Annotated in this window: 20 protein-coding genes, 1 tRNA gene and 1 pseudogene; 14 read left to right on the top strand and 8 right to left on the bottom strand. The window is 72.6% G+C overall.

Going from position 1 to position 21,256, the window contains the following annotated elements:
- From AMK27_RS07895 to AMK27_RS07930, 8 genes and pseudogenes are all read left to right on the top strand, one after another.
- A pseudogene (locus AMK27_RS07895) lies at positions 1-272 on the top strand (SCO3242 family prenyltransferase); the annotation flags it as partial.
- Positions 269-1,246, top strand: a complete 978-nt coding sequence (locus tag AMK27_RS07900; protein WP_241847384.1) for a sugar phosphate isomerase/epimerase family protein — start codon at positions 269-271, stop codon at positions 1,244-1,246. The pseudogene AMK27_RS07895 and the gene AMK27_RS07900, both read left to right, overlap by 4 nt.
- Entirely contained in the window at positions 1,240-1,800 is a 561-nt protein-coding gene (locus tag AMK27_RS07905; RefSeq protein WP_073904227.1) for an EboA domain-containing protein, read from the top strand. Before AMK27_RS07900 ends, AMK27_RS07905 begins: the two co-directional genes overlap by 7 nt.
- Positions 1,800-2,648 (top strand): TatD family hydrolase, encoded by an 849-nt coding sequence (locus tag AMK27_RS07910; RefSeq protein ID WP_073904228.1) that lies wholly within the window; start codon positions 1,800-1,802, stop codon positions 2,646-2,648. Before AMK27_RS07905 ends, AMK27_RS07910 begins: the two co-directional genes overlap by 1 nt.
- Before the next feature lie 9 nt (positions 2,649-2,657).
- On the top strand, positions 2,658-3,941 hold the full coding sequence (eboE, locus tag AMK27_RS07915) for a metabolite traffic protein EboE (RefSeq protein ID WP_073904229.1): 1,284 nt from the start codon (positions 2,658-2,660) through the stop codon (positions 3,939-3,941).
- The gene (locus tag AMK27_RS07920) at positions 3,938-5,371 is read left to right on the top strand and encodes a nucleotide pyrophosphatase/phosphodiesterase family protein (RefSeq protein WP_073904230.1); all 1,434 of its coding nucleotides are present in this window, start codon (positions 3,938-3,940) and stop codon (positions 5,369-5,371) included. The genes eboE and AMK27_RS07920 overlap by 4 nt, the downstream gene beginning before the upstream one ends.
- An 84-nt stretch (positions 5,372-5,455) precedes the next feature.
- Positions 5,456-6,520 carry a sugar phosphate isomerase/epimerase family protein gene (locus AMK27_RS07925; protein ID WP_073904231.1) on the top strand — a complete coding sequence of 355 codons (1,065 nt, stop codon included), beginning with the start codon at positions 5,456-5,458 and terminating at the stop codon, positions 6,518-6,520.
- 246 nt (positions 6,521-6,766) lie between these two features.
- Positions 6,767-6,854: transfer RNA gene (locus AMK27_RS07930), tRNA-Leu, on the top strand.
- Positions 6,855-6,965: 111 nt separating this feature from the next.
- Here the strand turns inward: AMK27_RS07930 and AMK27_RS07935 are convergent.
- The 3 genes from AMK27_RS07935 to AMK27_RS07945 all read right to left on the bottom strand — a co-directional run bounded on the left by AMK27_RS07935 (position 6,966) and on the right by AMK27_RS07945 (position 8,739).
- Positions 6,966-7,679, bottom strand: a complete 714-nt coding sequence (locus tag AMK27_RS07935; RefSeq protein WP_073904232.1) for a class I SAM-dependent DNA methyltransferase — start codon at positions 7,677-7,679, stop codon at positions 6,966-6,968.
- Positions 7,680-7,783: 104 nt separating this feature from the next.
- Positions 7,784-8,281, bottom strand: coding sequence for a hypothetical protein (locus AMK27_RS07940; RefSeq protein ID WP_241847385.1), 498 nt, complete (start codon positions 8,279-8,281; stop codon positions 7,784-7,786).
- A 5-nt stretch (positions 8,282-8,286) separates the two neighbouring features.
- On the bottom strand, positions 8,287-8,739 hold the full coding sequence (locus tag AMK27_RS07945) for an ATP-binding protein (protein WP_231070876.1): 453 nt from the start codon (positions 8,737-8,739) through the stop codon (positions 8,287-8,289).
- A 250-nt stretch (positions 8,740-8,989) separates the two neighbouring features.
- Between AMK27_RS07945 and AMK27_RS07950 the strand changes: the two genes are divergently transcribed.
- From AMK27_RS07950 to AMK27_RS07960, 3 genes are all read left to right on the top strand, one after another.
- Positions 8,990-9,865, top strand: coding sequence for a helix-turn-helix domain-containing protein (locus AMK27_RS07950; protein ID WP_073904235.1), 876 nt, complete (start codon positions 8,990-8,992; stop codon positions 9,863-9,865).
- Positions 9,866-10,102, top strand: coding sequence for a DUF397 domain-containing protein (locus AMK27_RS07955; protein ID WP_015037566.1), 237 nt, complete (start codon positions 9,866-9,868; stop codon positions 10,100-10,102).
- Positions 10,103-10,176: 74 nt separating this feature from the next.
- Positions 10,177-10,995 carry an SAM-dependent methyltransferase gene (locus tag AMK27_RS07960; protein WP_073904237.1) on the top strand — a complete coding sequence of 273 codons (819 nt, stop codon included), beginning with the start codon at positions 10,177-10,179 and terminating at the stop codon, positions 10,993-10,995.
- A 92-nt stretch (positions 10,996-11,087) separates the two neighbouring features.
- Here AMK27_RS07960 and AMK27_RS07965 read toward each other — a convergent pair whose 3' ends face one another.
- Both AMK27_RS07965 and AMK27_RS07970 read right to left on the bottom strand, forming a co-directional pair.
- The gene (locus AMK27_RS07965) at positions 11,088-12,974 is read right to left on the bottom strand and encodes a M64 family metallopeptidase (RefSeq protein WP_073904239.1); all 1,887 of its coding nucleotides are present in this window, start codon (positions 12,972-12,974) and stop codon (positions 11,088-11,090) included.
- Positions 12,975-13,066: 92 nt separating this feature from the next.
- Positions 13,067-14,410 (bottom strand): 6-phospho-beta-glucosidase, encoded by a 1,344-nt coding sequence (locus tag AMK27_RS07970; protein ID WP_073904241.1) that lies wholly within the window; start codon positions 14,408-14,410, stop codon positions 13,067-13,069.
- A 101-nt stretch (positions 14,411-14,511) separates the two neighbouring features.
- On the opposite strand from AMK27_RS07970, the gene AMK27_RS07975 reads away from it, so the two are divergent.
- The gene (locus tag AMK27_RS07975; RefSeq protein WP_198955818.1) at positions 14,512-14,961 is read left to right on the top strand and encodes a YchJ family protein; all 450 of its coding nucleotides are present in this window, start codon (positions 14,512-14,514) and stop codon (positions 14,959-14,961) included.
- A gap of 86 nt (positions 14,962-15,047) precedes the next feature.
- On the opposite strand, the gene AMK27_RS07980 is transcribed toward AMK27_RS07975, so the two are convergent.
- The 3 genes from AMK27_RS07980 to AMK27_RS07990 form a co-directional block, all read right to left on the bottom strand.
- The gene (locus AMK27_RS07980; protein ID WP_073904244.1) at positions 15,048-17,168 is read right to left on the bottom strand and encodes an MDR family MFS transporter; all 2,121 of its coding nucleotides are present in this window, start codon (positions 17,166-17,168) and stop codon (positions 15,048-15,050) included.
- Between the two features lie 202 nt (positions 17,169-17,370).
- Positions 17,371-17,622 carry a hypothetical protein gene (locus AMK27_RS07985; protein ID WP_073904246.1) on the bottom strand — a complete coding sequence of 84 codons (252 nt, stop codon included), beginning with the start codon at positions 17,620-17,622 and terminating at the stop codon, positions 17,371-17,373.
- Positions 17,623-17,987: 365 nt separating this feature from the next.
- A complete protein-coding gene (locus tag AMK27_RS07990) occupies positions 17,988-19,046 on the bottom strand; it encodes an ATP-dependent DNA ligase (RefSeq protein WP_073904247.1) in 1,059 nt (352 codons plus the stop codon).
- Between the two features lie 52 nt (positions 19,047-19,098).
- Here AMK27_RS07990 and ligD point away from each other — a divergent pair, with 52 nt between their 5' ends.
- Both ligD and AMK27_RS08000 read left to right on the top strand, forming a co-directional pair.
- Positions 19,099-20,166 carry a non-homologous end-joining DNA ligase gene (ligD, locus tag AMK27_RS07995; protein WP_073904249.1) on the top strand — a complete coding sequence of 356 codons (1,068 nt, stop codon included), beginning with the start codon at positions 19,099-19,101 and terminating at the stop codon, positions 20,164-20,166.
- 186 nt (positions 20,167-20,352) lie between these two features.
- Complete coding sequence (locus AMK27_RS08000) at positions 20,353-21,240, top strand: alpha/beta hydrolase (RefSeq protein WP_073904250.1); 888 nt, start codon at positions 20,353-20,355, stop codon at positions 21,238-21,240.
- The last annotated feature ends 16 nt before the right edge of the window (positions 21,241-21,256 follow it).

The raw sequence follows: 21,256 nt of genomic DNA on the forward strand, positions 1-21,256 counted from the left end.
GGTCCGTCCCCTCCCGCCGGTCCGTCCCCTCCCGTGGTCTCAGCTCCCTCCTCGCGCTGGCCTACGCCCGCACCCCGGCCACCCTCCTCCTCCACGCCGCGCTCAACCCGTCCGCGGCGCTCACCGAGCGGGCCGTCGGCGGGGGGATCCGGGCCACCATCCCGCTGCAGGCCGCGCTGGCCGCCCGCGCCGGGGCGCCGGGAACCGCGCTCGCCCTGCTCGGCCTGGTCCCGGCCGCGCGCGCCCTCGCCCGGAAGGTGAGCCCCACATGAGCACCGCCCGCCCCGCCCCCCACCCGTCGGCTCCCTCGCTCGCCGGGGCCGCCGCCCCCGGCGCCGCCCTCAGCGCCGCTCCCGCCTCCTTCCCGTCCGCTCCGGACTCCGCGGGCCGTCCGCGGCTGGGCTACGGCACCAACGGCCTCACCGATCTGCGGCTCGACGACGCCCTCGGGCTCCTCGCCGATCTCGGCTACGACGGCGTCGGGCTGACCCTCGACCACATGCACCTCGACCCCCTCGCCCCCGACCTGGCCGCCCGCACCGCCCGGGTCGCCCGGCGCCTCGGCGAACTGGGGCTCGGAGTGACCGTCGAGACCGGGGCCCGCTACGTCCTCGACCCGCGCCGCAAGCACGGCCCGTCCCTGCTGGACCCGGACCCCGAGGACCGCGCCGCCCGGGTCCGGCTCCTGCTGCGGGCCGTCCGGATCGCCAACGACCTCGGCGCGCACGCAGTGCACTGCTTCAGCGGTACCCTCCCGGCCGGCACCCCGCCGGACGAGGCGTGGAAGCGGCTCGCCTCCTCCCTCGAACCCGTCCTCGAGGCCGCGGAAGCCGCCCGCGTCCCCCTGGCCGTCGAACCCGAACCCGGCCACCTCCTCGCCACCCTCGACGACTTCCACCACCTGCGCGGACTCCTCGGCGACCCCTCGCCCGCCGTCCTCGGCCTCACTCTCGACATCGGCCACTGCCAGTGCCTCGAACCCCTCCCTCCCGCCGACTGCCTGCGCGCGGCCGCCCCCTGGCTGCACCACGTCCAGATCGAGGACATGCGCCGCGGTGTGCACGAGCACCTGCCGTTCGGCGACGGTGAGATCGACTTCCCGCCCGTCCTCGCCGCCCTCGCCGAACTCACCGCCGCCGGCTATCCCGGGCTGACCGTCGTCGAGCTGCCCCGCCACTCCCACGCCGGGCCCGAACTGGCCCGCACCTCCCTCTCCTTCCTGCGTCCTGAGGCCCCGACATGGTGACGGCCGGCGCCGCCGCCCGCGCCTGGCTGGACTCCGCCCTCGCCGAGGCCGAGGCCCGCGCCCCCGCGTGGGAGGAGCGCTTCGTCGCCGCGGGCCGGCACTGCGGGCGCGAGCACGCGGACGAGGCCCGCACCCTCCTCCTCCGGGCCGCCGGAGCCGACCCCGACACCCTCACCCGTCTCTACCGGCACGGCGCCGCCGCCGAGCGCCGCGCGGTCCTCCTGGCCCTCCCCGCCCTCGTCACCGGCCCCGAGGCCGTCCCGCTCGTCGAGGACGCCCTCCGCACCCACGACACCACCCTGATCGCCGCCGCCGTCGGCCCCTACGCCGCCACCCACCTCACCCCCCACGCCTGGCGGCACGCCCTCCTCAAATGTCTCTTCACCGACGTCCCCGTCACCGCCGTCGCCGGCCTCGCCGAACGTGCCGCCGGTGATCGCGAACTCGCCCGGATGCTCGGCGACCACGCCGCCGAACGCACCGCCGCGGGACGGGACGTCCCCGCCGACCTGAACCGCGTCCTCGCCCTCACCGCCCCCACCGAGGAGTCCTGATGCGCATCTTCGACCCGCACATCCACATGACCTCGCGCACCACGGACGACTACCGGGCGATGTACGACGCCGGAGTCCGCGCCCTCGTCGAACCGTCGTTCTGGCTCGGCCAGCCGCGCACCTCGCCCGCCTCCTTCCTCGACTACTTCGACGCCCTCCTCGGCTGGGAGCCCTTCCGCGCCGCCCAGCACGGGATCGCCCACCACTGCGCCCTCGCCCTCAACCCGAAGGAGGCCAACGACCCCCGCTGCGTCCCCGTCCTCGACGACCTGCCCCGGTATCTCGCCAAGGACGGTGTCGTCGCCGTCGGCGAGATCGGCTACGACTCCCTGACGCCCGCAGAGGACACCGCGCTCGCCGCGCAGCTCCAGCTCGCCGCCGACCACGGCCTGCCGGCGCTCGTCCACACCCCGCACCGCGACAAGCTCACCGGCCTGCGCCGCACCGTCGACGTCGTGCGCGAGTCCGCGCTCGCCCCGGACCGCGTCCTCCTCGACCACCTCAACGAGACGACCGTCAAGGAGGCCGCCGACAGCGGCGCCTGGCTCGGCTTCTCCGTCTATCCCGACACCAAGATGGACGAGGACCGGACGGTCGCGATCCTCAAGGAGTACGGAACCGACCGCGTCCTGGTGAACTCGGCCGCCGACTGGGGCCGCAGCGACCCCCTCAAGACCCGCGCCGTGGCCCTGGCCATGCTCGGCGCCGGCTTCACGGACGACGACGTCGACCAGGTCCTCTGGCGCAACCCCGTCGCCTTCTACGGGCTCAGCGGCCGCCTCCACCTCGACCTCCCCACCCCACCGGACCTGCACGAGGGCAACTCCGTGCTCCGTGGCGGGGAATGAGGCGTCCCCATGCGCTTCCGGCACCCCGACGGCTCCACCGTCCACCTCGCCTACTGCACCAACGTGCACCCGGCCGAGACCCTCGACGGCGTCCTCGCCCAGCTCCGCGACCACTGCGAGCCGGTCCGCCGCCGCCTCGGCCGTGACCGGCTCGGCATCGGCCTCTGGCTCGCCCGCGACGCCGCCCGCTCCCTGACCACCGACCCGGCCTCGCTCCGCGCCCTGCGCGCCGAACTCGACCGCCGCGGCCTCGAAGTGGTCACCCTGAACGGCTTCCCGTACGAGGGGTTCGGCGCCGACGAGGTCAAGTACCGGGTCTACCAGCCCGACTGGACCCACCCCGATCGTCTCGCCCACACCACCGACCTCGCCCGGCTCCTCGCCGCGCTGCTCCCCGAGGACGTCACCGAAGGGTCCGTCTCCACCCTGCCCCTCGCCTGGCGCACCTCCTTTGACGCGGAGGCCGCCACCACCGCCCGCACGGCCCTGGCGACGCTCGCCGGACGGCTCGACGCGCTGGAGGAACTCACCGGGCGGAGCATCCGGATCGGACTCGAGCCGGAGCCCGGCTGCGTCGTCGAGACCGTCGCCGACGCCGTCGCCGCGCTCACCGCCGCACCGGCTCCGGGGCCCGCACCGAACCCGGGCGCCGCACCGAACCCGGGCCTCGCACCGAGTCCGGTCACCGCGCCGAACCCGGGCCCCGCGCCGAACCCCCGTATCGGTGTCTGCCTCGACACCTGTCATCTCGCGACCTCCTTCGAGGACCCGCGCACGGCCCTCGACTCGCTCGCCGCCGCCGGCATCCCCGTGCCCAAGGCGCAGCTCTCCGCCGCGCTCCACGCCGAGCACCCGCACCTTCCCGAGGTCAGGGCGGCGCTCGCCGCGTTCGCCGAGCCCCGTTTCCTCCACCAGACCCGAACCAGGACCGCCGCCGGCCTCCGAGGCACCGACGACCTCCCCGAGGCGCTCGCCGCGTCCGGCCACCACGCCACGACCGCCCACGGTCTCCCCGACGCGACCCCCTGGCGCTCCCACTTCCACGTCCCCCTGCACGCTCCCCCCGCCCCTCCGCTCAGCTCCACGCTCCCGGTCCTCCAGGACGCCCTCGCCCTGCTCGTCGGCGGCCCGCACCCGCGCACGTCCCACCTGGAGGTCGAGACGTACACCTGGCAGGCCCTTCCTCCCGAGAGCCGCCCCCGCACCAGGGCCCGGCTCGCCGACGGCATCGCCGCCGAACTGACCCTGGCCCGCGACCTGCTGACCGACCTCGGCCTCAAGGAACTGCCATGAGCGACCCCGCGCCCGCAGCCACTCCCGCATCCGCCGCCACACCCGCACCGACCCCCCTCCTGGTCCTCGACGTCGTCGGTCTCACACCACGGCTCCTGCCGCACATGCCCCACCTGGCCGCCCTCGCCCGCAGCGGCTCCCAGGCCCCGCTCTCCACCGTGCTGCCCGCTGTCACCTGCGCCGCCCAGACCACCTTCCTCACCGGCACCCTCCCGGCCGAGCACGGCATCGTCGGGAACGGCTGGTACTTCCGCGACCTCGGTGACGTGCTGCTGTGGCGCCAGCACAACGGTCTCGTCTCCGGCGACCGCCTCTGGGACGCCGCCCGCCGCACCCATCCCGACTACACCGTCGCCAACATCTGCTGGTGGTACGCGATGGGCGCCGACACCGACATCACCGTCACCCCCCGTCCCGTCTACTACGCCGACGGACGCAAGGAACCCGACTGCTACACCCGGCCCCCGGCCCTGCACGACGAACTCACCGAGGAGTTCGGCACCTTCCCCCTCTTCCACTTCTGGGGCCCCGGCGCCGACCTCGTCTCCAGCCGCTGGATCGTCGACGCCACCCGTCACATCCTCCGCACCCGCCGCCCCGACCTCGCCCTCTGCTACGTCCCGCACCTGGACTACGACCTCCAGCGCTACGGCCCCGACGACCCGCGGTCCTTCCGGGCCGCGGCCGCGCTCGACACCGTCCTCGCGCCGCTCCTCGCGGAGGCGCGGGCCGAGGGCCGCACGGTCGTGGTCCTCTCCGAGTACGGCATCACCCGGGTCGAGCGCCCCGTCGACATCAACCGCGCCCTGCGGCGCGCCGGCCTGCTGGAGGTCCACACCCAGGACGGCATGGAGTACCTGGACCCGATGGCCTCCCGGGCGTTCGCCGTCGCCGACCACCAGATCGCCCACGTCTACGTGAAGCGCCCCACCGACCTGCCGGCCGTCCGGGAAGCCCTGGCCGGCCTCCCCGGTCTGGAACGGCTCCTCGACGACGACGGCAAGAAGGAGCACGGCCTCGACCATCCGCGCTCGGGGGAGCTGGTCGCCCTCGCCGAACCCGACGCCTGGTTCACGTACTACTACTGGCTCGACGACGCCCGCGCCCCCGACTTCGCGCAGCTCGTCGAGATCCACCGCAAGCCCGGCTACGACCCCGCCGAACTCCTCATGGACCCGCTCGACCCCTATGTGCGGATCAAGGCCGCCAGGGAGATCGCCCGCAAGAAGCTCGGTATGCGGTACCGGCTGGCGGTCGTCCCCCTGGACCCCTCACCTCTTCGTGGCAGCCATGGCCGCCTTCCCGCGAGCGACGACGAAGGTCCGCTCATCCTGTGCTCCACCCCCCGCGCCCTGGACGGCCGCGTCGCGGCCACCGATGTGAAGAACCTGCTGCTCAGGCTGGCCGGGGTCACCGAGACCTCGGCCTGACGCCGTGGCGCAGATCCCCCAGCCGGTCCCTCCGGCCACATCCAGTGAAGCAGGCCTTTCCGACACCCAAGGAGTTATCCACAGATGAGTCGCACGCGCCGTACCGAAGCCGCCAACGACCCCGAGCTCGTCCACAGGCTCAGCCGGCGGAACATGCTGGGCGTCGCCGCAGGCGCGACCGCCGCCGCGCTGCTCGGGGCGGCGACCCCCGCCGCCGCGGCGGCCGGGACCACCGCGTCGCCGGGGCACGGCCACGGGCACGGCCGCCCCGTCCTGCCGCCGGGCCGCCTCGGCATCCAGCTCTACTCGCTCCGCGACAAGGTCGCGACCCTCGGCTTCGCCGCCGTCTTCGCGGAGCTGCGGAAGTACGGCTACGACGAGGTCGAGTACGCCGGGTACAGCCAGGGCTCCGCGGGCCCCATCAGCCTCGCCCAGCTCAAGCGCGTCACCCGCGACCATGGTCTGCGCCCGATCGGCAGCCACGTCGGCTACTACGCGAGCGACCCCGGTGCGTACACCTTCGCCCAGAACCTCGACCGGGTCCTCGACGACGCGGCCGCCCTGGGCCTGCCCCACATCGGCACCGCCTCCGGGCCCTGGCGCTACGGCTCCACCGTGGACGGCTGGAAGCGGTGCGCCGAGGAGTTCAACCGGTACGGTGCCGCGGCGCGGAAGCGCGGCATGAAGTTCTACCAGCACAACCACTCGGAGGAGTTCTCCTTCGCCAGTGACCGCCCCGACGTACGCCTCTACGACGTTCTCCTCGCCGAGACCGACCCCGACCTGGTGCACCTGGAGATGGACATCTTCTGGGCGTACGTCGGCCAGTACCGCTACTCGGTCCGCCCGGACGGCACGCCCGCCCCGTTCGACCCGCTCGACTACGTCCTCGACCAGCCCCACCGCTATCCGCTCTTCCACGTGAAGGACGGCGACCGGGACGACTCCGCCGTCCCCTACGGCTACCGGATGACGGACGTCGGCGACGGCGACATCGACTACCGGCGCTTCATCTCGGCGGTCAACCGCACCCGCCACGGGCGAAGCGCCCACCACTGGCAGGCCGAGCACGACAATCCCGTCGACTCGCTGACCTTCGCCCGCAGGTCCAGCGCCCACCTCCACTCGCTGCGGGAGAAGGGCCACTGACCCGCCCGACGGTCTCGGACCCCCGCCGACCAGGGGGTTCGGGACCGTCGCGGGTCGGTCCCGCCGCACGCTGCGTGAGCGGGCGGCGGCACCCCGTGTGCGCGGCCGGGGAAATCCGTACGTGATCAAGGATCATGGGGCGGCTTCACCCCACTGACCACGGAAAACGCTGGTGAAAGCCGCCTGGAACCCCTGGTAGAGTTACATCTGTCGCCCCGAGGGAAACCCCGCAGCGGCAGACACCTTGTCCGGGTGGCGGAATGGCAGACGCGCTAGCTTGAGGTGCTAGTGCCCTTTATCGGGCGTGGGGGTTCAAGTCCCCCCTCGGACACCAGTGGACATGCCGGTCGATCTCGTATCGACCGGCATGTCGCGTTGTACGGGCTGTGCCGTGGGTGCTGCCCGGGGCCCGGCGGCCCGGGGCGGCGAAGCCCGGCTGCGGCCGCTACTCCTTCTTGCGCGCCACCACCAGGCGGCACCGCGGGCTTCCGTCCTCGCGGGTGCCCAGGGATTCGACGGGCGTGGAGCCGACCTCGAAGCCCGCGTCCTCCAGGCGGGCGCGGACGTCGCCGAGCCGGAAGGTGCGGTAGTACATGACGAACGGTGGGCGCCAGACCGCGTTGCGGACGCGCATCGTGGCGTCGAAGCCCCACAGGATCCAGTAGAGGCGGGAGCCGACCGGGGGCGGGGCCCCGATGGGGAAGGCGAACGTGCCGCCGGGCCGCAGGGAGGCGTGGACCTGGCCGAACAGGGTGCGCTGCTCGTGCGGCAGGAAGTGGCCGAAGGCGCCGAAGCTGACGGCGAGGTCGAAGACCGGTGCGAAGGGCAGGGCCAGGGCATCGGCCCGGACCAGGCCGGCGGTGGGATGGGCCTCGCGGGCCCTGGCCAGCATGCCCGTACTGAAGTCGACGCCGGTGACCGGGCCCGCGCACACGGAGCGGAGGACGTCGAGGCCGGCGCCGGTGCCGCAGCAGAGGTCGAGTCCCGAGTCGAAGGGGCCGAGGGTCTCCAGGGTGCGGGCGACGGCGGTCAGGAGCCGTTCGGAGGTGCGGAACGGCGTCGCGTCGAACTTCGCCGCGAGCAGGTCGTAGCCGTGCTCGACGGAGGAGAGGGCCTGGACGGTCAGCTCGCGGAGGCTGGGACCCTGCGGGGTGAACATGTTCCCGACCCTATGCGGTCGGGGGTCGCGCGCGGCGGGGATCGTCCGAGTCCGTGTCGTCGCCGAACGTGCGCGGCCGTACGCGGTGGCGTACGGCCCCTGGGTCAGCGTGCGCTGCTGACCGGCGGTCCCGCCCAGGACGGCGCGATGCCCGTCAGCTGGCAGACCAGCAGGTACAGGGGGATCGGCGGGGTGTAGGGAGAGGTGCCGTCGGGGTGGTGGATGAGGCGCGGCCTGCGGTCCGGGATCTCGGCGCCACGCGCGTAGCAGGCGGGCAGCGGCCAGGTGACGTCCTGGTCGGAGCCGGCCGGGACCAGCCACCACCACCAGTCGGAGTCGGCGTAGACGCAGCCCTTGGCGGGGAGCCGGGAGAGGATCTTGAAGCCGAAGCGGGCGGGGACGCCGACGGCGTCGCAGCCGAGGCCCGTGTGCAGTCCGACGGGGACGGAGAGGCGGATGGCGCCCAGTTCACGGGGGTGGGAGGAGCCGGTGGCGCCCGGGGTGCCGGGGCGAAGGCCGGCGGAGCGGCGGGGGTCCGGTACGCGTTCGCCGGAGGGGGACCTGCGGGTCCCGGGGAGCAGCGGGATCATGCGGGTGGCCATCGACCTCAGCACGTTTCCCCCATGCCGTGGGCCAGTTCCGCCCAGACGACCTGGGCCGTCCCGTGTCCGGTGCGGTCGGCGCCCCAGGCGGTGCACAGGGCGTCCACGATGAGGAGTCCGCGGCCGCGCTCGTCCTCGCCGCAGTCGCGTATCCGCGGGTCCGCCGGGCCGCCCTCGTCGCGCACGGCTATCCGGAGGGTGTCCTCGCCCTCGCGCAGCTCGCATATGAAGCGGTCGCTGGCGGTGTGCACGACGGCGTTGGTGACGAGTTCGGAGACGACCAGGGCCACGGTGTCGCGGATGTCGGGGCCGCAGCCCCAGAGGATGAGGCGTTCCTCCGCGAGGCGGCGGGCGCGTGCCACCGAGGACGTGAGGGCGGGGAGCTCGTAGGCGAAGCGGCGGACGCCATCGGTATCGGTCTGGGGCTGCGGGCGCGGGGCCATGACTCGGGGACTCATGAGACCTGAAGGCTGCGCGTTACCAGAAGCCACGACCGGTTCCTCACAACAAGGGGCAGGAGTGCCTGTACGGCGCTGTCGCCGTGGCGCGGTGGCGCACGGCGGCAGCGTGTACTGGTTCACACCGGAACACTGTCCTCCTGAGTCGGACACTTGGCAAGTGGCACTCTGAAAATTCCAGAGTGCTGTGTTCTCTCTGGCGCGGCTTCGTGTCACACTCGTCGAAACAGTGCGTCGGGGAGGTCTGAGAGTGAGCGAGCCGCGGTCCGCCCCCACGGTGGGACAGGTCGTTCTCGGCAGGCGCCTGCAGGATCTGCGGGAGCGTGCCGGCCTGAAGAGGGAAGAGGCCGCGAAGATCCTCCGGGTGGCTCCGGCCACCGTCCGGCGGATGGAGACCGCCGAAGTCGCACTGAAGATTCCGTACGTGCAGCTCCTCCTGAGGGAGTACGGGATCACGGACTCCGAGGCCGAGGGGTTCATCGCCCTGGCGGAGGAGGCCAACCTTCCCGGCTGGTGGCAGCGGTTCCACGACGTGCTGCCCGGCTGGTTCTCCATGTACGTCAGCCTGGAGGGGGCGGCCAGCCTCATCCGGGCGTACGAGCCCCAGTTCGTCCCCGGTCTGCTTCAGACCGAGGACTACGCCCGCGCCATTCTGCGCAGCGGGGCGGTCGGTGGCGGCAGCGATGCCGCCAAGGACGAGGACGCCGAGCGGCATGTAGCCCTGCGGATGGAGCGGCAGTCCCTGCTGACCAGGGATGACGCCCCGAAGTTCTGGGTGATCATGGACGAGACGGTGTTCCGCCGACCGGTCGGCGCCGGGCCCGAAGTGATGCGCGACCAGCTCGACCGGCTGCTCGAAGCGTCGGAGCTGCCGAACGTCACCCTGCAGATCGCGGAGTTCGCGTCCGGCCACCACCCCGGCACCTACGGACCGTTCGTCCTCTTCCGTTTCGCCATGCCTGAATTGCCGGACATGGTGTACAGCGAGTACCTGACCGGCGCCGTCTATCTCGACGCGCGCCCCGAGGTGGCATCCCACCTGGAGGTCATGGACCGCATGGCGGCTCAGGCCGCGACTGCACAACGCACGAAGGAGATTCTCCGGAATCTCCGCAAGGAGCTGTGAATGGATCGCATATACAACGGCATGCCCGCCGCTGAGCTCGGTGCCGAGGGCTGGCACAAGCCGTGGAGCGGCGGGAACGGGGGCAACTGCGTCGAGGCCATGAAGCTGGCCGACGGCAGAGTCGCCGTGCGACAGTCCGCAGACCCTGAAGGACCAGCGCTCATCTACACCCACGGGGAGATCGCGGCTTTCATCCAGGGAGCCAAATCCGGTCAGGCTGACTTTCTGCTCACCTGAACCCTTCCGTCCTCCCCCTACCGTCACGTAACTCTTGTTGCAGTGCCACTCGTTCATCCCGACCAGGAGCGCCGATGACCCAGGACCCCGCATCCCCGCGGAGTGAGATACGGATCGACACCAGCACGCCGCATCCCGCGCGGATGTACGACTGGTTCCTGGGCGGCAAGGACAACTACCCGGTCGACGAGGCGATGGCACGCCAGCTCCTCACCGTCGACGCCCGCGGCCGGGACATGGCCCGCGTCAACCGGGCCTTCATGCACCGCGCCATCCGCTGGCTCAGCGCCCACGGCGTCCGCCAGTACCTGGACATCGGTACGGGCATCCCGACCGAGCCCAACCTGCACCAGATCGCGCAGCAGGCCGCTCCGGACTCCCGCATCGTCTACTGCGACAACGACCCGATCGTGCTCGCGCACGCGGCCGCCCTGCTGCGCTCGACCCCGGAAGGGGCCACCGAGTACATCCAGGCGGACGCCCGCGAACCCGAGATCATCCTCGAAAGGGCCGGAAAGGTCCTTGACTTCGATCAGCCCATCGCGCTGTCGATGCTCGCCCTGCTGCACTTCGTGGGCGACGAGGACAACGCGTACGACCTGGTCGGCAAGCTCGTGGACCAGCTCGCGCCGGGCAGCTACCTGGTCCTCTCCCATGTCACCGGGGACTTCAACCCCGAGGGCGCGGCGGAGGCGGTCGCGATGTACAAGGCGCGCGGGCTGACCCTGCGGCCGCGTTCGCGGGACGAGCTCGCCGCGTTCTTCGACGGCCTCGAGTTCGTCGAGCCCGGGGTCTCGCTCACCGCCGAGTGGCATCCGGAGCTGGGCGAGCCCGTCCCGGTACCGGGCGACGAGCCCATCCCGGGCTGGGCCGCGGTGGCCCGCAAGCCCTGATCCCGTCCGTTCCCCGATCCCGTCCGTACGGGAGGAGGCCCCGCCGGCATTCCGGCGGGGCCTCCTCCCGTTGCGGGCCTCTCCTGAGAGGGCTACGGCGCCACCAGCGTCACCAGGAACTCGCCGGTCCCGCCGATGTTGCCGGCCGCGTCGATCGTGCGGTACTCGATCCTGTGGGTGCCGTAGTCGGGGGTCGCGTCGTCCCACGGCACCGCGCGGCTGCGGCCCAGTTTCCCGTACACGAGGTCGTCGATCACCGTGCCGCCGGGCGAGAAGCGGAACGGCGCGTCCGCGTCCGTGGGCCAGCCGTAGTAGGTGTACCAGCCGTCGCCGTCGACCCTGAACTGGCTCACCACCGCGCCCTCCTGGTCGTCCCGCGCGGTCAGCCGCATCGTGAACGGCCCGTCGTACACGTACTCCACGGGCCGGCCGTGCCGCCCCACCGTGCGCAGCGGCTCCGAGAGCGCGTACGTGGCGGTCGCCGGGCGGGCGTCCACGGTCCAGCTCAACTCCTCGTCCGTGCCCACGATGCGCGCGGTGAGCGTGTGGGTGCCCGGGGCCAACCTGAGGGAACGCAGGTCCAGGTCGCGGTCGTTGGGCCCGGTCGCCACGGTGCGGCCGTCGAGGCGCCAGCGCAGGGCCGGGGTCCGGTCCACCGCGTGGGTGGTGTCGGCGTGGACCACCGACCGGGCGCCGACGGGCGATCCGAGAGGGGTGTGGCCGGTGAACGCGGCCGCGGTCCCGTCGCGCTCGGTGGTGCGGGCCGGGTCCACCGTCCACGCGACGGTCCGGGTGAGGGCCGCCGAGGCGCGGACCGCCGGATCACGGACGAAGGGCGTCGGATCGGTGACGGTCGCGGTGAGGGTGTGCGGCCCGGGGGAGAGCCGCAGGGCGCGCAGGTCGACGGTGCGCGCGCCGCGGGTGGGCAGCGTCCGCCCGTCCAGGCGCCAGGTCACGCTGAGCGCGCCGCCCACCGGGTGCAGGGTGTCGACCCACACCGTCCGGTCCGCGCCGACGGGTGCGGTGTTCGGCGTGTGGTCCTGGACCAGGTTCACCTTGGCGGAGATCGCCCGGACCATCACCTCGCGCTCCACCTGGTCGAAGGCGTAGCCGAGGGTCTTCATCAGGGAGTGACGGCTCGGGCGCCAGACGCCCTTCGTGCTGTACATGCCGCCCTCGTGGCGGCCGATGACGCCGCCCGACTCGCTCTCCTCGCCGAGCCAGCGCCACCACTTGGCGCGCTGGTCCCACATCTGACGCTCCGTCAGGAGAGTGTGGTGGGCGGAGGAGGGTTCCGGCCCGGAGTAGGCCTCGCCCGGCACCCCGCGCGCGTAGTAGTCGTACTCGTCCTGGAGGCCGCCCAGCGAATGGCCTATCTCGTGCGGGGTGATGAGCGAGGAGAGCGCGTTGCCGCCGGACGCCGTGGCGTAACTGCCGCCCGCGCCGCCGTAGGTGGAGCTGTGGGCGAGGGCGACGATCTGCCGGTTGGCGCCGCTCGTGCCCGGGACGAGATCGGCGAGCGCGGCGGCCTTCCGGCTGTCGACGGTCAGCAGCCGCTGCACGCTGCCGGGATTGCAGCCGCCCCAGAACCCCATGTCGAGCGCCGTGTCGCGGGCGGGCGAGTCGAGGCCGGGGTCGCAGTCCACGCCCGACTCGGCCGAAGGGGCCTCCACCGCCCAGACGTTGATGTACGAGCGGTAGGAGGCGAAGGGCTCGACGCTCCACAGGGTGTTCAGGTGCCGGTCGAGGTCGGCGCGGAACGCCGGCATCTCCGCCGCGGTGTAGCCGTCGCCCATGAACACCAGGTTGAACCGCCGGTCCGCGGGCCCGGTGGTCTGCACCGGGACGACGGCGGGACCGTCACCGGGCGTCGGCGTCTCGGCCGCGGCCGGCACGGTGCCCACCAGACCGGCGGCCAGCAGGCAGACCGCGACGACGCGGGCCACCTCTCGTCGAACTCCCCTGAGCTGTGAGGTCATGGGGCGCGAGCCTAGGCCGCGCCCCCGCTCCGGTAAAGCTGTTCGCCGGCCGTATGCCTCCGCGACGGATGCGCCGGTACCGGACGGCCGCTTCAGTGCCGTAGGTACGCCAGACCCGCGTGCTCCGCCGTGTAGCCCTCCACCAGGCGGCGGGCCACCGACACCGAGTCGACCAGCGGATGGAGGGCGAAGGCCTTCACGGCCGTCGCCCGCGAACCGCTCTCCGCCGCCGCGAGGACCTCCCGCTCCACCGCCTTCACGGCCGTCACCAGGCCGACGGCGTGGTACGGCAGCGGGGACACCGACACCGGGTGGGCACCGTTCGCGTCGACGAAGCACGGGACCTCGATCACCGCGTCCGCGTCGAGCGCGGCGAGGGTCGTGCCGTTGCGGACGTTGAGGATCAGCGTGGCCCGCTCGCCCCGCGCGACGGCCCGCATGAGAGCCAGCGCCACCTTCTCGTAGCCGCCGGACTCCAGGTCCTCCTCGTCGCGCTCCCCGATCCCGGCCGCCTCCCGGTTGGCCGCCATGTAGGTGGCCTCCCGGTCGGCGAGCGTACGGTGCCAGGCGGCGAGGGCAGGGGTGTCCGGCTTCCCCATCTCCTGGTAGAAGGCGCCCTGCTGGTCGCGCAGATAGGCGCCGCGGGTCCGCTCGGCCGACCGGTAGGCCTGCACGGCCTCCCGGTTGAAGTAGTAGTAGTGCAGGTACTCGTTGGGGATCGCGCCGAGGGAGCGCAGCCATTCCGGGCCGAAGAGCCTGCCCTCCTCGAAGGAGCCGAGCGCCTCCTCGTCGGCGAGCAGCCGCGGCAGCTCGTCCCGGCCGTCGATCCGCAACCCCCGCAGCCAGCCCAGGTGGTTGAGGCCCACGTAGTCGATCCAGGCCCTGTCCGGGTCGGCGCCCAGGATGCGGGCGACCCGGCGGCCGAGGCCGACGGGGGAGTCGCAGATGCCGATGACCCGGTCGCCGAGGATCCGGGACATCGCCTCCGTGACGAGGCCCGCCGGGTTCGTGAAGTTGATGACCCAGGCCTCGGGGGCGAGTTCGGCGATCCGGCGCGCGACGTGCACCGCGACGGGCACGGTCCGCAGCCCGTAGGCGATGCCGCCGGCGCCCACCGTCTCCTGGCCGAGCACCCCCTCGGCGAGCGCGATCCGCTCGTCCGCGGCCCGGCCCTCCAGGCCGCCGACCCGGATCGCCGAGAACACGAAGTCGGCCCCGCGCAGCGCCTCGTCCAGGTCCGTCGTCGCCGTGACACCGGGCGCGTCGGGCACCCCCTCACCCTGTTCCGCCAGGACCCTGGCGATGGCCGAGAGCCGCCCCTCGTCGAGGTCGTACAGGGTGACATGGGTGACCCGCCCCTCGGCGTGGTCGCCGAGGAGGGCGCCGTACACCAGCGGCACCCGGAACCCGCCGCCTCCGAGAATCGTCAGTTTCATGCTCGTACGCTACTCGGACGCACCCCCTGAGCAGCGGGATCCCGCCCCGGCGTCCACACGGCCGTCCGCATGCCGGGCACCCGGTGGGGGAGAATGGCGGCATGTCCCGACGCAAGACCCGCCCCCGTACGTCCCCGGCCCGCCCGGCCGCGCCCGCCGTGACCCCGGAGTCACCCTGCCCGTGCGGACTCGACGCCTCGTACGGCGCCTGCTGCGGCCGGTTCCACTCGGGGACCGGCGGCGGCGCGCCGACCGCCGAGCTCCTGATGCGCTCCCGCTACAGCGCGTTCGTCGTCCGGGACGAGGCGTATCTGCTGCGCAGCTGGGCGCCGGAGACCCGGCCCGGCGAGGTCGACTTCGACCCGGGGATGCGCTGGACCGGCCTGGAGATCGAGTCGGCCACCGACGGCACCGCCTTCCACCAGCAGGGCACCGTCACCTTCACCGCGCGCTACGTCCACGGCGGCGAGCCCGGCGCCCTGCGCGAGCGGAGCCGCTTCGCCCGCCACGAGGGCGCCTGGGTGTACGTGGACGGGGACATCGGCGAGTAGCCGGTACCGGTACCGGCTACCGGCTACCGGGAGCGAGGAGCAAGCAGCGAGCGCCCGGGCCGGCCCGGCCCCGCCGCGGTCCCGCGTCAGGCGCTGCCGGTCCGGCTCAGTGCGCGGTCGCCGTCGCTGTCGGGGGACCGGTCGGGGAGGCCGTTCGCGAGGTCCTCGGCGACGACCTTCTTGGCGATGGCGTCCGTCGCCACGCGCAGTTCGGGTCCGCTGGGCCGGCCGCTCTCCTGCTCGACGCGGTCGGACAGCCAGTCGCCCCACGCGTGCGTGATGACGTCCGCCTCGCGCTTGCCGGCCGCGGTGTGGGAGAGCAGATGCCCGTCGCGGGTCAGGAAGCCCTCGTCGACCATCCGGTCGAAGGCCGGCAGCAGCACCTCGGGCGGGACCCGCCGCCCCGCCGAGATCAGTCCCAGGCTCGCGTGGCCGACCGTCCGGGTGTAGAGCTCGACCTGCATCACCGCCCACGCTCCGGCCGTGTCGAGCCGGGTGTCGGAGGTGTCGAGGATCCGCCGCGCGGTGGCCATGTCGATCCGGCGCATGATCCGGCCCACGACCAGTTCCAGGTGCTGCGCGGAGTCGCCCGACGAGGTCGGGGCGGAGAAGCCCTCGCCCATGTCGGGTGCTGCGGCGCGCGCCGAGTCGCGGAGCTTCACCTGCTTGAGGAAGAGCGCGACGACGAAGCCGACGGCGGCGACCGGCACCGTCCAGAGGAAGACGGTGTGGAGGGTGTCGGCGTACGCGTTGACGATGGGTTCCGCCACCTGCTGCGGAAGGCCGTGGACCCCGTCCGGGCTCTGTGCCGCCTGCGCGACCCCCGTCGGGTCGAGGCCCTCGCTCCCGGCGACGGCAGCGGCCTCCGCGACCCCGACCCGGAGGTTGGGGGTCAGGGAGTTGACGTAGATCGTGCCGAAGACGGCGGTGCCGAAGGAGCTGCCGAGCGTGCGGAAGAAGGTGACGCCCGAGGTGGCGGTGCCGAGGTCGGAGTAGTCGACGGTGTTCTGCACGGCGATGGTGAGGACCTGCATGCACAGGCCGATGCCGACGCCGAGCACGAACATGTACAGCGACGCGAGCCAGGTGCTGGTCGTCGGTTCCATCAGGGACAGCAGATAGAGCCCCAGGCCCATCACCAGGCAGCCGACGATCGGGAAGATCCGGTAGTGGCCCGTCTTGCTGACCACGTTGCCGCTGAAGATGGAGGCGATGAGCAGGCCGACGACCATGGGGAGGGTACGGATGCCGGAGACGGTCGCCGAGTCCCCGTCGACGTACTGGAGGTAGGTCGGCAGGAACGTCATCGCGCCGAGCATGGCGAAGCCGACGATGAAACTCAGCACGGAGCAGACGGTGAAGACCGGATTGCCGAACAGCCGCATGGGCAGCATGGGTTCCGCCGCGCGGGTCTCCACCCAGCAGAACAGCCCGAGCGCGACGACACCGCCGACGAACAGCCCGATGATGACGGGGGACGTCCAGGCGTACTCGTTGCCGCCCCAACTGGTCGCCAGGATCAGGGCGCTGGCTCCGACGGCGACCAGCGCGATGCCGGCGTAGTCGATGACCGGCTTGCTCGCCGAGCGCACGGAGGGGATCGTGCGGGCGGCGGCGATGACGACCAGGATCGCGATGGGGACGTTGACGTAGAACGCCCAGCGCCAGCTGAGGTGGTCGGTGAACAGACCGCCGAGCAGGGGGCCGATGACGGTGGAGACGCCGAACACGGCTCCGATCGCGCCCTGGTACTTGCCGCGTTCGCGCAGCGGGATCACATCGGCGATGAGCGCCATCGAGGTGACCATCAGGCCGCCCGCGCCGACGCCCTGGAGGCCGCGCCAGACGATCAGCAGCGTCATGTTGGTGGCGAGTCCGCAGAGGAACGAGCCCGTGATGAAGACGATCGCCGAGATCTGGAAGATCACCTTGCGGCCGAAGAGATCGCCGAACTTGCCGACGAGGACGGTCGCCACCGTCTCGGCGAGCAGGTACGCGGTGACCACCCACGACATGTGGGCGGCGCCGCCGAGGTCCGAGACGATCGTGGGCAGGGCGGTGCCGACGATCGTCTGGTCGAGCGCGGCGAGGAGGACACCCAGCATGATCGTGCCGAAGACGATGTTGCGGCGGCGGCGGTCGAGCACGGGTGGCTCGGTGGCGGCCGGGGCCGAGGGCGCGGGCGCTGCGTCGCTGGTCGTGGTCACTCTCGCAGCGTCACATCGGCCCCGACCGGGTGCATGCGGGGGACGGCCGAACGGGCGGACCGACGGGAAGCGGTCCGGCCGGATCCGTCAGTCGGTGACCGGCCGCCTCGTCAGGGTGTGACCGGCTGGTCCCTCAGGCCGTGACCGGTCGATGTGCCCAGGGCGGCCGGCGGGTCCGCCGGAGAGTGACCGGCCGGATCCGTCAGGGCGTGACCGGCAGTTTCGGGTGGTGCTTGGCGAGGATCTTGTTGGCCCGGGCGAGCGCGGACAGAGCGTGCTCCCGGTCCGCGCGGTCCTCCGCGCAGAGCGGTCCCCGGAAGCGGTACACCTCGCGCGCCGCGCAGTCCGCGTCGATCTCGGCCTGGAGGACGTGGAGCGGCAGGCAGGAGCCGATCAGCGCGGCCACACGGTCGGGGATCGGGACGGGTACGAGGCGCGAGGGCGAGGTGATCACGGGTCAGTCCTAGTGGGTCCGGGAGGCGTACGGAAGGGTCTGCTCTCCATACGTACCGGATCGCCGTACGGGTTCAGGAACGGCGATGTCGCGGCGGGGCAACGACGCGGCGGCGCTCCGGCGGGGCGCGCGGGAGCCCGGGCGGGGGAGCGGGTACGGCCGCCGGGCGCGGCCGGGGACGTTCTCGCAGGTACGGGCCCGGGTGGCCGGCCCGGGATTGTTCACCGTCCCTGCGTATCGCCCGCGTATACGACGAACGCGTGCGCGACGAGGGTGCGTTGGGGGCGGCGGGACGCCCGCCGAATGTGAAGCATCTCACTCGGCGGATCGGCGTCCTCCGGACACGGGCCGGACGCAGCCGGACGCTACGTCAGGATCTCCGACAGGTCGTACGAGACGGGCTCGTCCAGCTGCCCGTACCCGCAGGACTCCGGTGCCCGGTCCGGGCGCCACCGCTTGAACTGCGCGGTGTGCCGGAAGCGGTCGCCCTCCATGTGGTCGTACCCCACCTCGCAGACCCGCTCGGGCCGCAGTGCCACCCACGACAGGTCCTTCTTCCCCGACCAGCGGCTCGGCGCGCCCGGCAGGCGCGCCCCCGCGTGCGCCGCCTCCTCCGCCCAGGCCGCCCAGGGGTGTCCGTCCGGCGGGTCCATCCGGAGCGGTTCCAGTTCCTCGATCAGCTCGGCCCGCCGCTGCGCGGTGAACGCCGCGCACACGCCGACGTGCTGGAGGGCGCCCTGGTCGTCGTGCAGGCCCAGCAGCAGCGAACCGACCACCGGTCCGCTCTTGTGGAAGCGGTAACCGGCCACCACGACGTCGGCCGTCCGTTCGTGTTTGATCTTGTACATGAGGCGCGCGTCCGGCCGGTACGGCAGATCGAGCGGCTTGGCGATCACGCCGTCGAGGCCCGCGCCCTCGTACTGCTCGAACCACTGGGCGGCGAGTGCGGCGTCCCGCGTCGCCGGCGCCAGGTGCACCGGCGCGTCCACGCCGGCGAGCATCCGCTCCAGGGCCTCCCGGCGCTCGCTCAGCGGAGTGTCGAGCAGCGACTCGTCCCCGAGGGCGAGCAGATCGAAGGCGACGAACAGCGCCGGGGTCGTCTCGGCCAGCATGCGGACCCGGGAGTCGGCCGGATGGATCCGCTCGCTGAGCCGGTCGAAGTCGAGATGGCCCCCGTGCTCGATGACGATCTCCCCGTCGACCACGCAGCGCTCCGGCAGCCGGGTCGCGAGTGCCTCGACCAGCTCGGGGAAGTAGCGGGTGAGCGGCTTGCCGGTCCGGCTGCCGATGACGAGCTCCGGACCGTCGCGGTGCACGATCGCACGGAAGCCGTCCCACTTCGCCTCGTACTGCATCCCGGGCGGGATCCGCTTCACCGACTTGGCGAGCATCGGTTTCACGGGCGGCATCACCGGAAGATCCATGAGGCGATTGTCCGGTATGCGGGACTTGTCGGCGAGCCCTAGGCTGACCGGCATGGCAGGCAAGGCGGCAGCGGTGGAACTGGAAGTCGGCGACCGGACCGTACGCGTGTCCAACCCGGACAAGGTGTACTTCCCCGAACCCGGCTACACCAAGCTCGACATGGTCAGCTACTACCTGGCCGTGGGCGACGGCATCACCCGCGCCCTGCGCGACCGCCCCACCACCCTGGAGCGCTACCCCGACGGGGTGACCGGCGAGTCGTTCTTCCAGAAGCGCGCGCCGAAGTACCTCCCGGACTGGATCCCGACCGCCCACATCACCTTCCCCAGCGGCCGCTCGGCCGACGAGATGTGCCCCACCGAGCCGGCGGCCGTGCTCTGGGCCGCCAACCTCGGCGCCGTCACGTTCCACCCGTGGCCGGTGCGCCGGGACGACACCGACCACCCCGACGAACTCCGCATCGACCTCGATCCGCAGCCCGGCACGGACTACGCGGACGCGGTCCGCGCCGCCCATGAACTGCGCGCCGTCCTCGACGAGCACGGAGTGCGCGGCTGGCCGAAGACCTCCGGCGGACGCGGCATCCACGTCTTCGTCCCGATCCTGCCGAACTGGACCTTCACGCAGGTCAGGCGGGCGGCCATCGCCTGCGGGCGGGAGCTGGAGCGGCGCATGCCGGACCGGGTCACCATCAAGTGGTGGAAGGAGGAGCGCGGCGAGCGGATCTTCGTCGACTACAACCAGACCGCCCGGGACCGCACGATCGCCTCCGCCTACTCCGTACGCCCGCGCCCGCACGCGCCCGTGTCGGCCCCGCTGCGGTGGGAGGAGATCGACGACGCCGTGCCGCGGGACTTCGACATCAGGACGATGCCGGTCCGGTACGCCGAAGTGGGCGATGTCCACGCCGACATGGACGGCGAGCGGTTCAGCCTGGAGTCGCTGCTCGAACTGGCCCGGCGGGACGAGGCGGAGCACGGGCTCGGTGATCTGCCGTACCCGCCGGAGTACCCGAAGATGCCGGGCGAACCGAAGCGGGTGCAGCCGAGCCGGGCGAAGAAGGAGCCGAAGGAGAAGGGTGGGGAGTCGAAGGGGGCGAAGGAGTCGAAGGAGTCCTAGGGCTGGGCCGGACCCGGTCGGCTCGGCCGGCCGAGGCGGTGGGAAGGGCGGGTCGGTGCCTCCGGGTGGGTACCGGCCCGCCCCTTCTTCGACTCTAAAACAACACGAACGATCGTGCTAGCATTTTTGCATCGGCAGATCACCACCAGGACGCAGAACCCGCAGGACGACCGAGGAGATCCCGGCATGTACCCGATGGCTCCGCTCATCCGCACCGCCCTGAACACCACCGCCCGCGTCGCCCCCGGAACAGCCGGCCGCTGGGCCTTCCGTCTCTTCGTCCGCCCGCTCGGCCGGGCGCGGCTGAAACCCGAGGAACAGGCGCTCTTCGCCACCGCCCGCATCGGGCACCTCCAGGCACGCGGCAAGGACGTCGTCACCTACGCCTGGGGAGACGGCCGCCGGCCCGTCCTGCTCGTGCACGGCTGGTCTTCGCGCGCCTCGCGGCTCACCGCCTTCGCCGAGGCGCTGCTGGAACGCGGCTACAGCCCCGTCGCCTTCGACGTGCCCGGCCACGGGGAGTCTCCGGGACGGGACAGCAACATCGTCGAATACCGGGAGATCATCCGGCGGCTGCACGCGCGACACGGCGACTTCGACGCCGTCGTCGCCCACTCCTTCGGGGTCCTCGCCTCCCTCTTCGCCCTCCAGGACGGCGTTCGCACGGCCCGCTTCGTCGGCATCGGCGGTGTCGGCTCCTTCGACCTGCTGGTCAAGGGCTTCCAGGGCGCCCTCGGCGTGGACGCCCGGGTCCTGAGGTGCATGCGGGACCATGTGGAGCGGCGGCTCGTACCGGGTGAACCCGGCGTCTGGGACCGCTTCGGGGCGGACCGCGACGCCGGTGAACTCGGCGCGCCCGTCCTGCTGTTCCACGACGACGGCGACGACATGGTCCCGCTCGTCCACTCCCGGCTGCTCGCGCGCGCCCACGGTGGCCGGGCCCGGCTCGTCGTCACCCGTGGACTCGGGCACCGGCGCATCCTGAAGGACCCGGCGGTCGTCGACGAGGCGGTGGAGTTCCTGACGGCCCCGGCGGACGAACCCTCGGAGGGGGAGCGGGTGGTCGCGGGCTGAGAGGTACGGGGTCGCG

It is taken from the genome of Streptomyces sp. CB02009, from assembly GCF_001905825.1.
Taxonomy (GTDB): domain Bacteria; phylum Actinomycetota; class Actinomycetes; order Streptomycetales; family Streptomycetaceae; genus Streptomyces.

Bases quoted from the DNA above. Each gene is read 5' to 3' on its own strand.
- AMK27_RS07945 (WP_231070876.1), bottom strand. From the start codon at position 8,739: ATGAGTCCCCGAGTCATGGCCCCGCGCCCGCAGCCCCAGACCGATACC.
- AMK27_RS07925 (WP_073904231.1), top strand. From the start codon at position 5,456: ATGAGTCGCACGCGCCGTACCGAAGCCGCCAACGACCCCGAGCTCGTC.
- AMK27_RS07990 (WP_073904247.1), bottom strand. From the start codon at position 19,046: ATGGATCTTCCGGTGATGCCGCCCGTGAAACCGATGCTCGCCAAGTCG.
- eboE (WP_073904229.1), top strand. From the start codon at position 2,658: ATGCGCTTCCGGCACCCCGACGGCTCCACCGTCCACCTCGCCTACTGC.
- AMK27_RS07900 (WP_241847384.1), top strand. From the start codon at position 269: ATGAGCACCGCCCGCCCCGCCCCCCACCCGTCGGCTCCCTCGCTCGCC.
- AMK27_RS07955 (WP_015037566.1), top strand. From the start codon at position 9,866: ATGGATCGCATATACAACGGCATGCCCGCCGCTGAGCTCGGTGCCGAG.
- AMK27_RS07960 (WP_073904237.1), top strand. From the start codon at position 10,177: ATGACCCAGGACCCCGCATCCCCGCGGAGTGAGATACGGATCGACACC.
- AMK27_RS07970 (WP_073904241.1), bottom strand. From the start codon at position 14,410: ATGAAACTGACGATTCTCGGAGGCGGCGGGTTCCGGGTGCCGCTGGTG.
- AMK27_RS07920 (WP_073904230.1), top strand. From the start codon at position 3,938: ATGAGCGACCCCGCGCCCGCAGCCACTCCCGCATCCGCCGCCACACCC.
- AMK27_RS07910 (WP_073904228.1), top strand. From the start codon at position 1,800: ATGCGCATCTTCGACCCGCACATCCACATGACCTCGCGCACCACGGAC.
- AMK27_RS08000 (WP_073904250.1), top strand. From the start codon at position 20,353: ATGTACCCGATGGCTCCGCTCATCCGCACCGCCCTGAACACCACCGCC.
- AMK27_RS07935 (WP_073904232.1), bottom strand. From the start codon at position 7,679: ATGTTCACCCCGCAGGGTCCCAGCCTCCGCGAGCTGACCGTCCAGGCC.
- AMK27_RS07905 (WP_073904227.1), top strand. From the start codon at position 1,240: ATGGTGACGGCCGGCGCCGCCGCCCGCGCCTGGCTGGACTCCGCCCTC.
- AMK27_RS07975 (WP_198955818.1), top strand. From the start codon at position 14,512: ATGTCCCGACGCAAGACCCGCCCCCGTACGTCCCCGGCCCGCCCGGCC.
- ligD (WP_073904249.1), top strand. From the start codon at position 19,099: ATGGCAGGCAAGGCGGCAGCGGTGGAACTGGAAGTCGGCGACCGGACC.
- AMK27_RS07940 (WP_241847385.1), bottom strand. From the start codon at position 8,281: ATGGCCACCCGCATGATCCCGCTGCTCCCCGGGACCCGCAGGTCCCCC.
- AMK27_RS07965 (WP_073904239.1), bottom strand. From the start codon at position 12,974: ATGACCTCACAGCTCAGGGGAGTTCGACGAGAGGTGGCCCGCGTCGTC.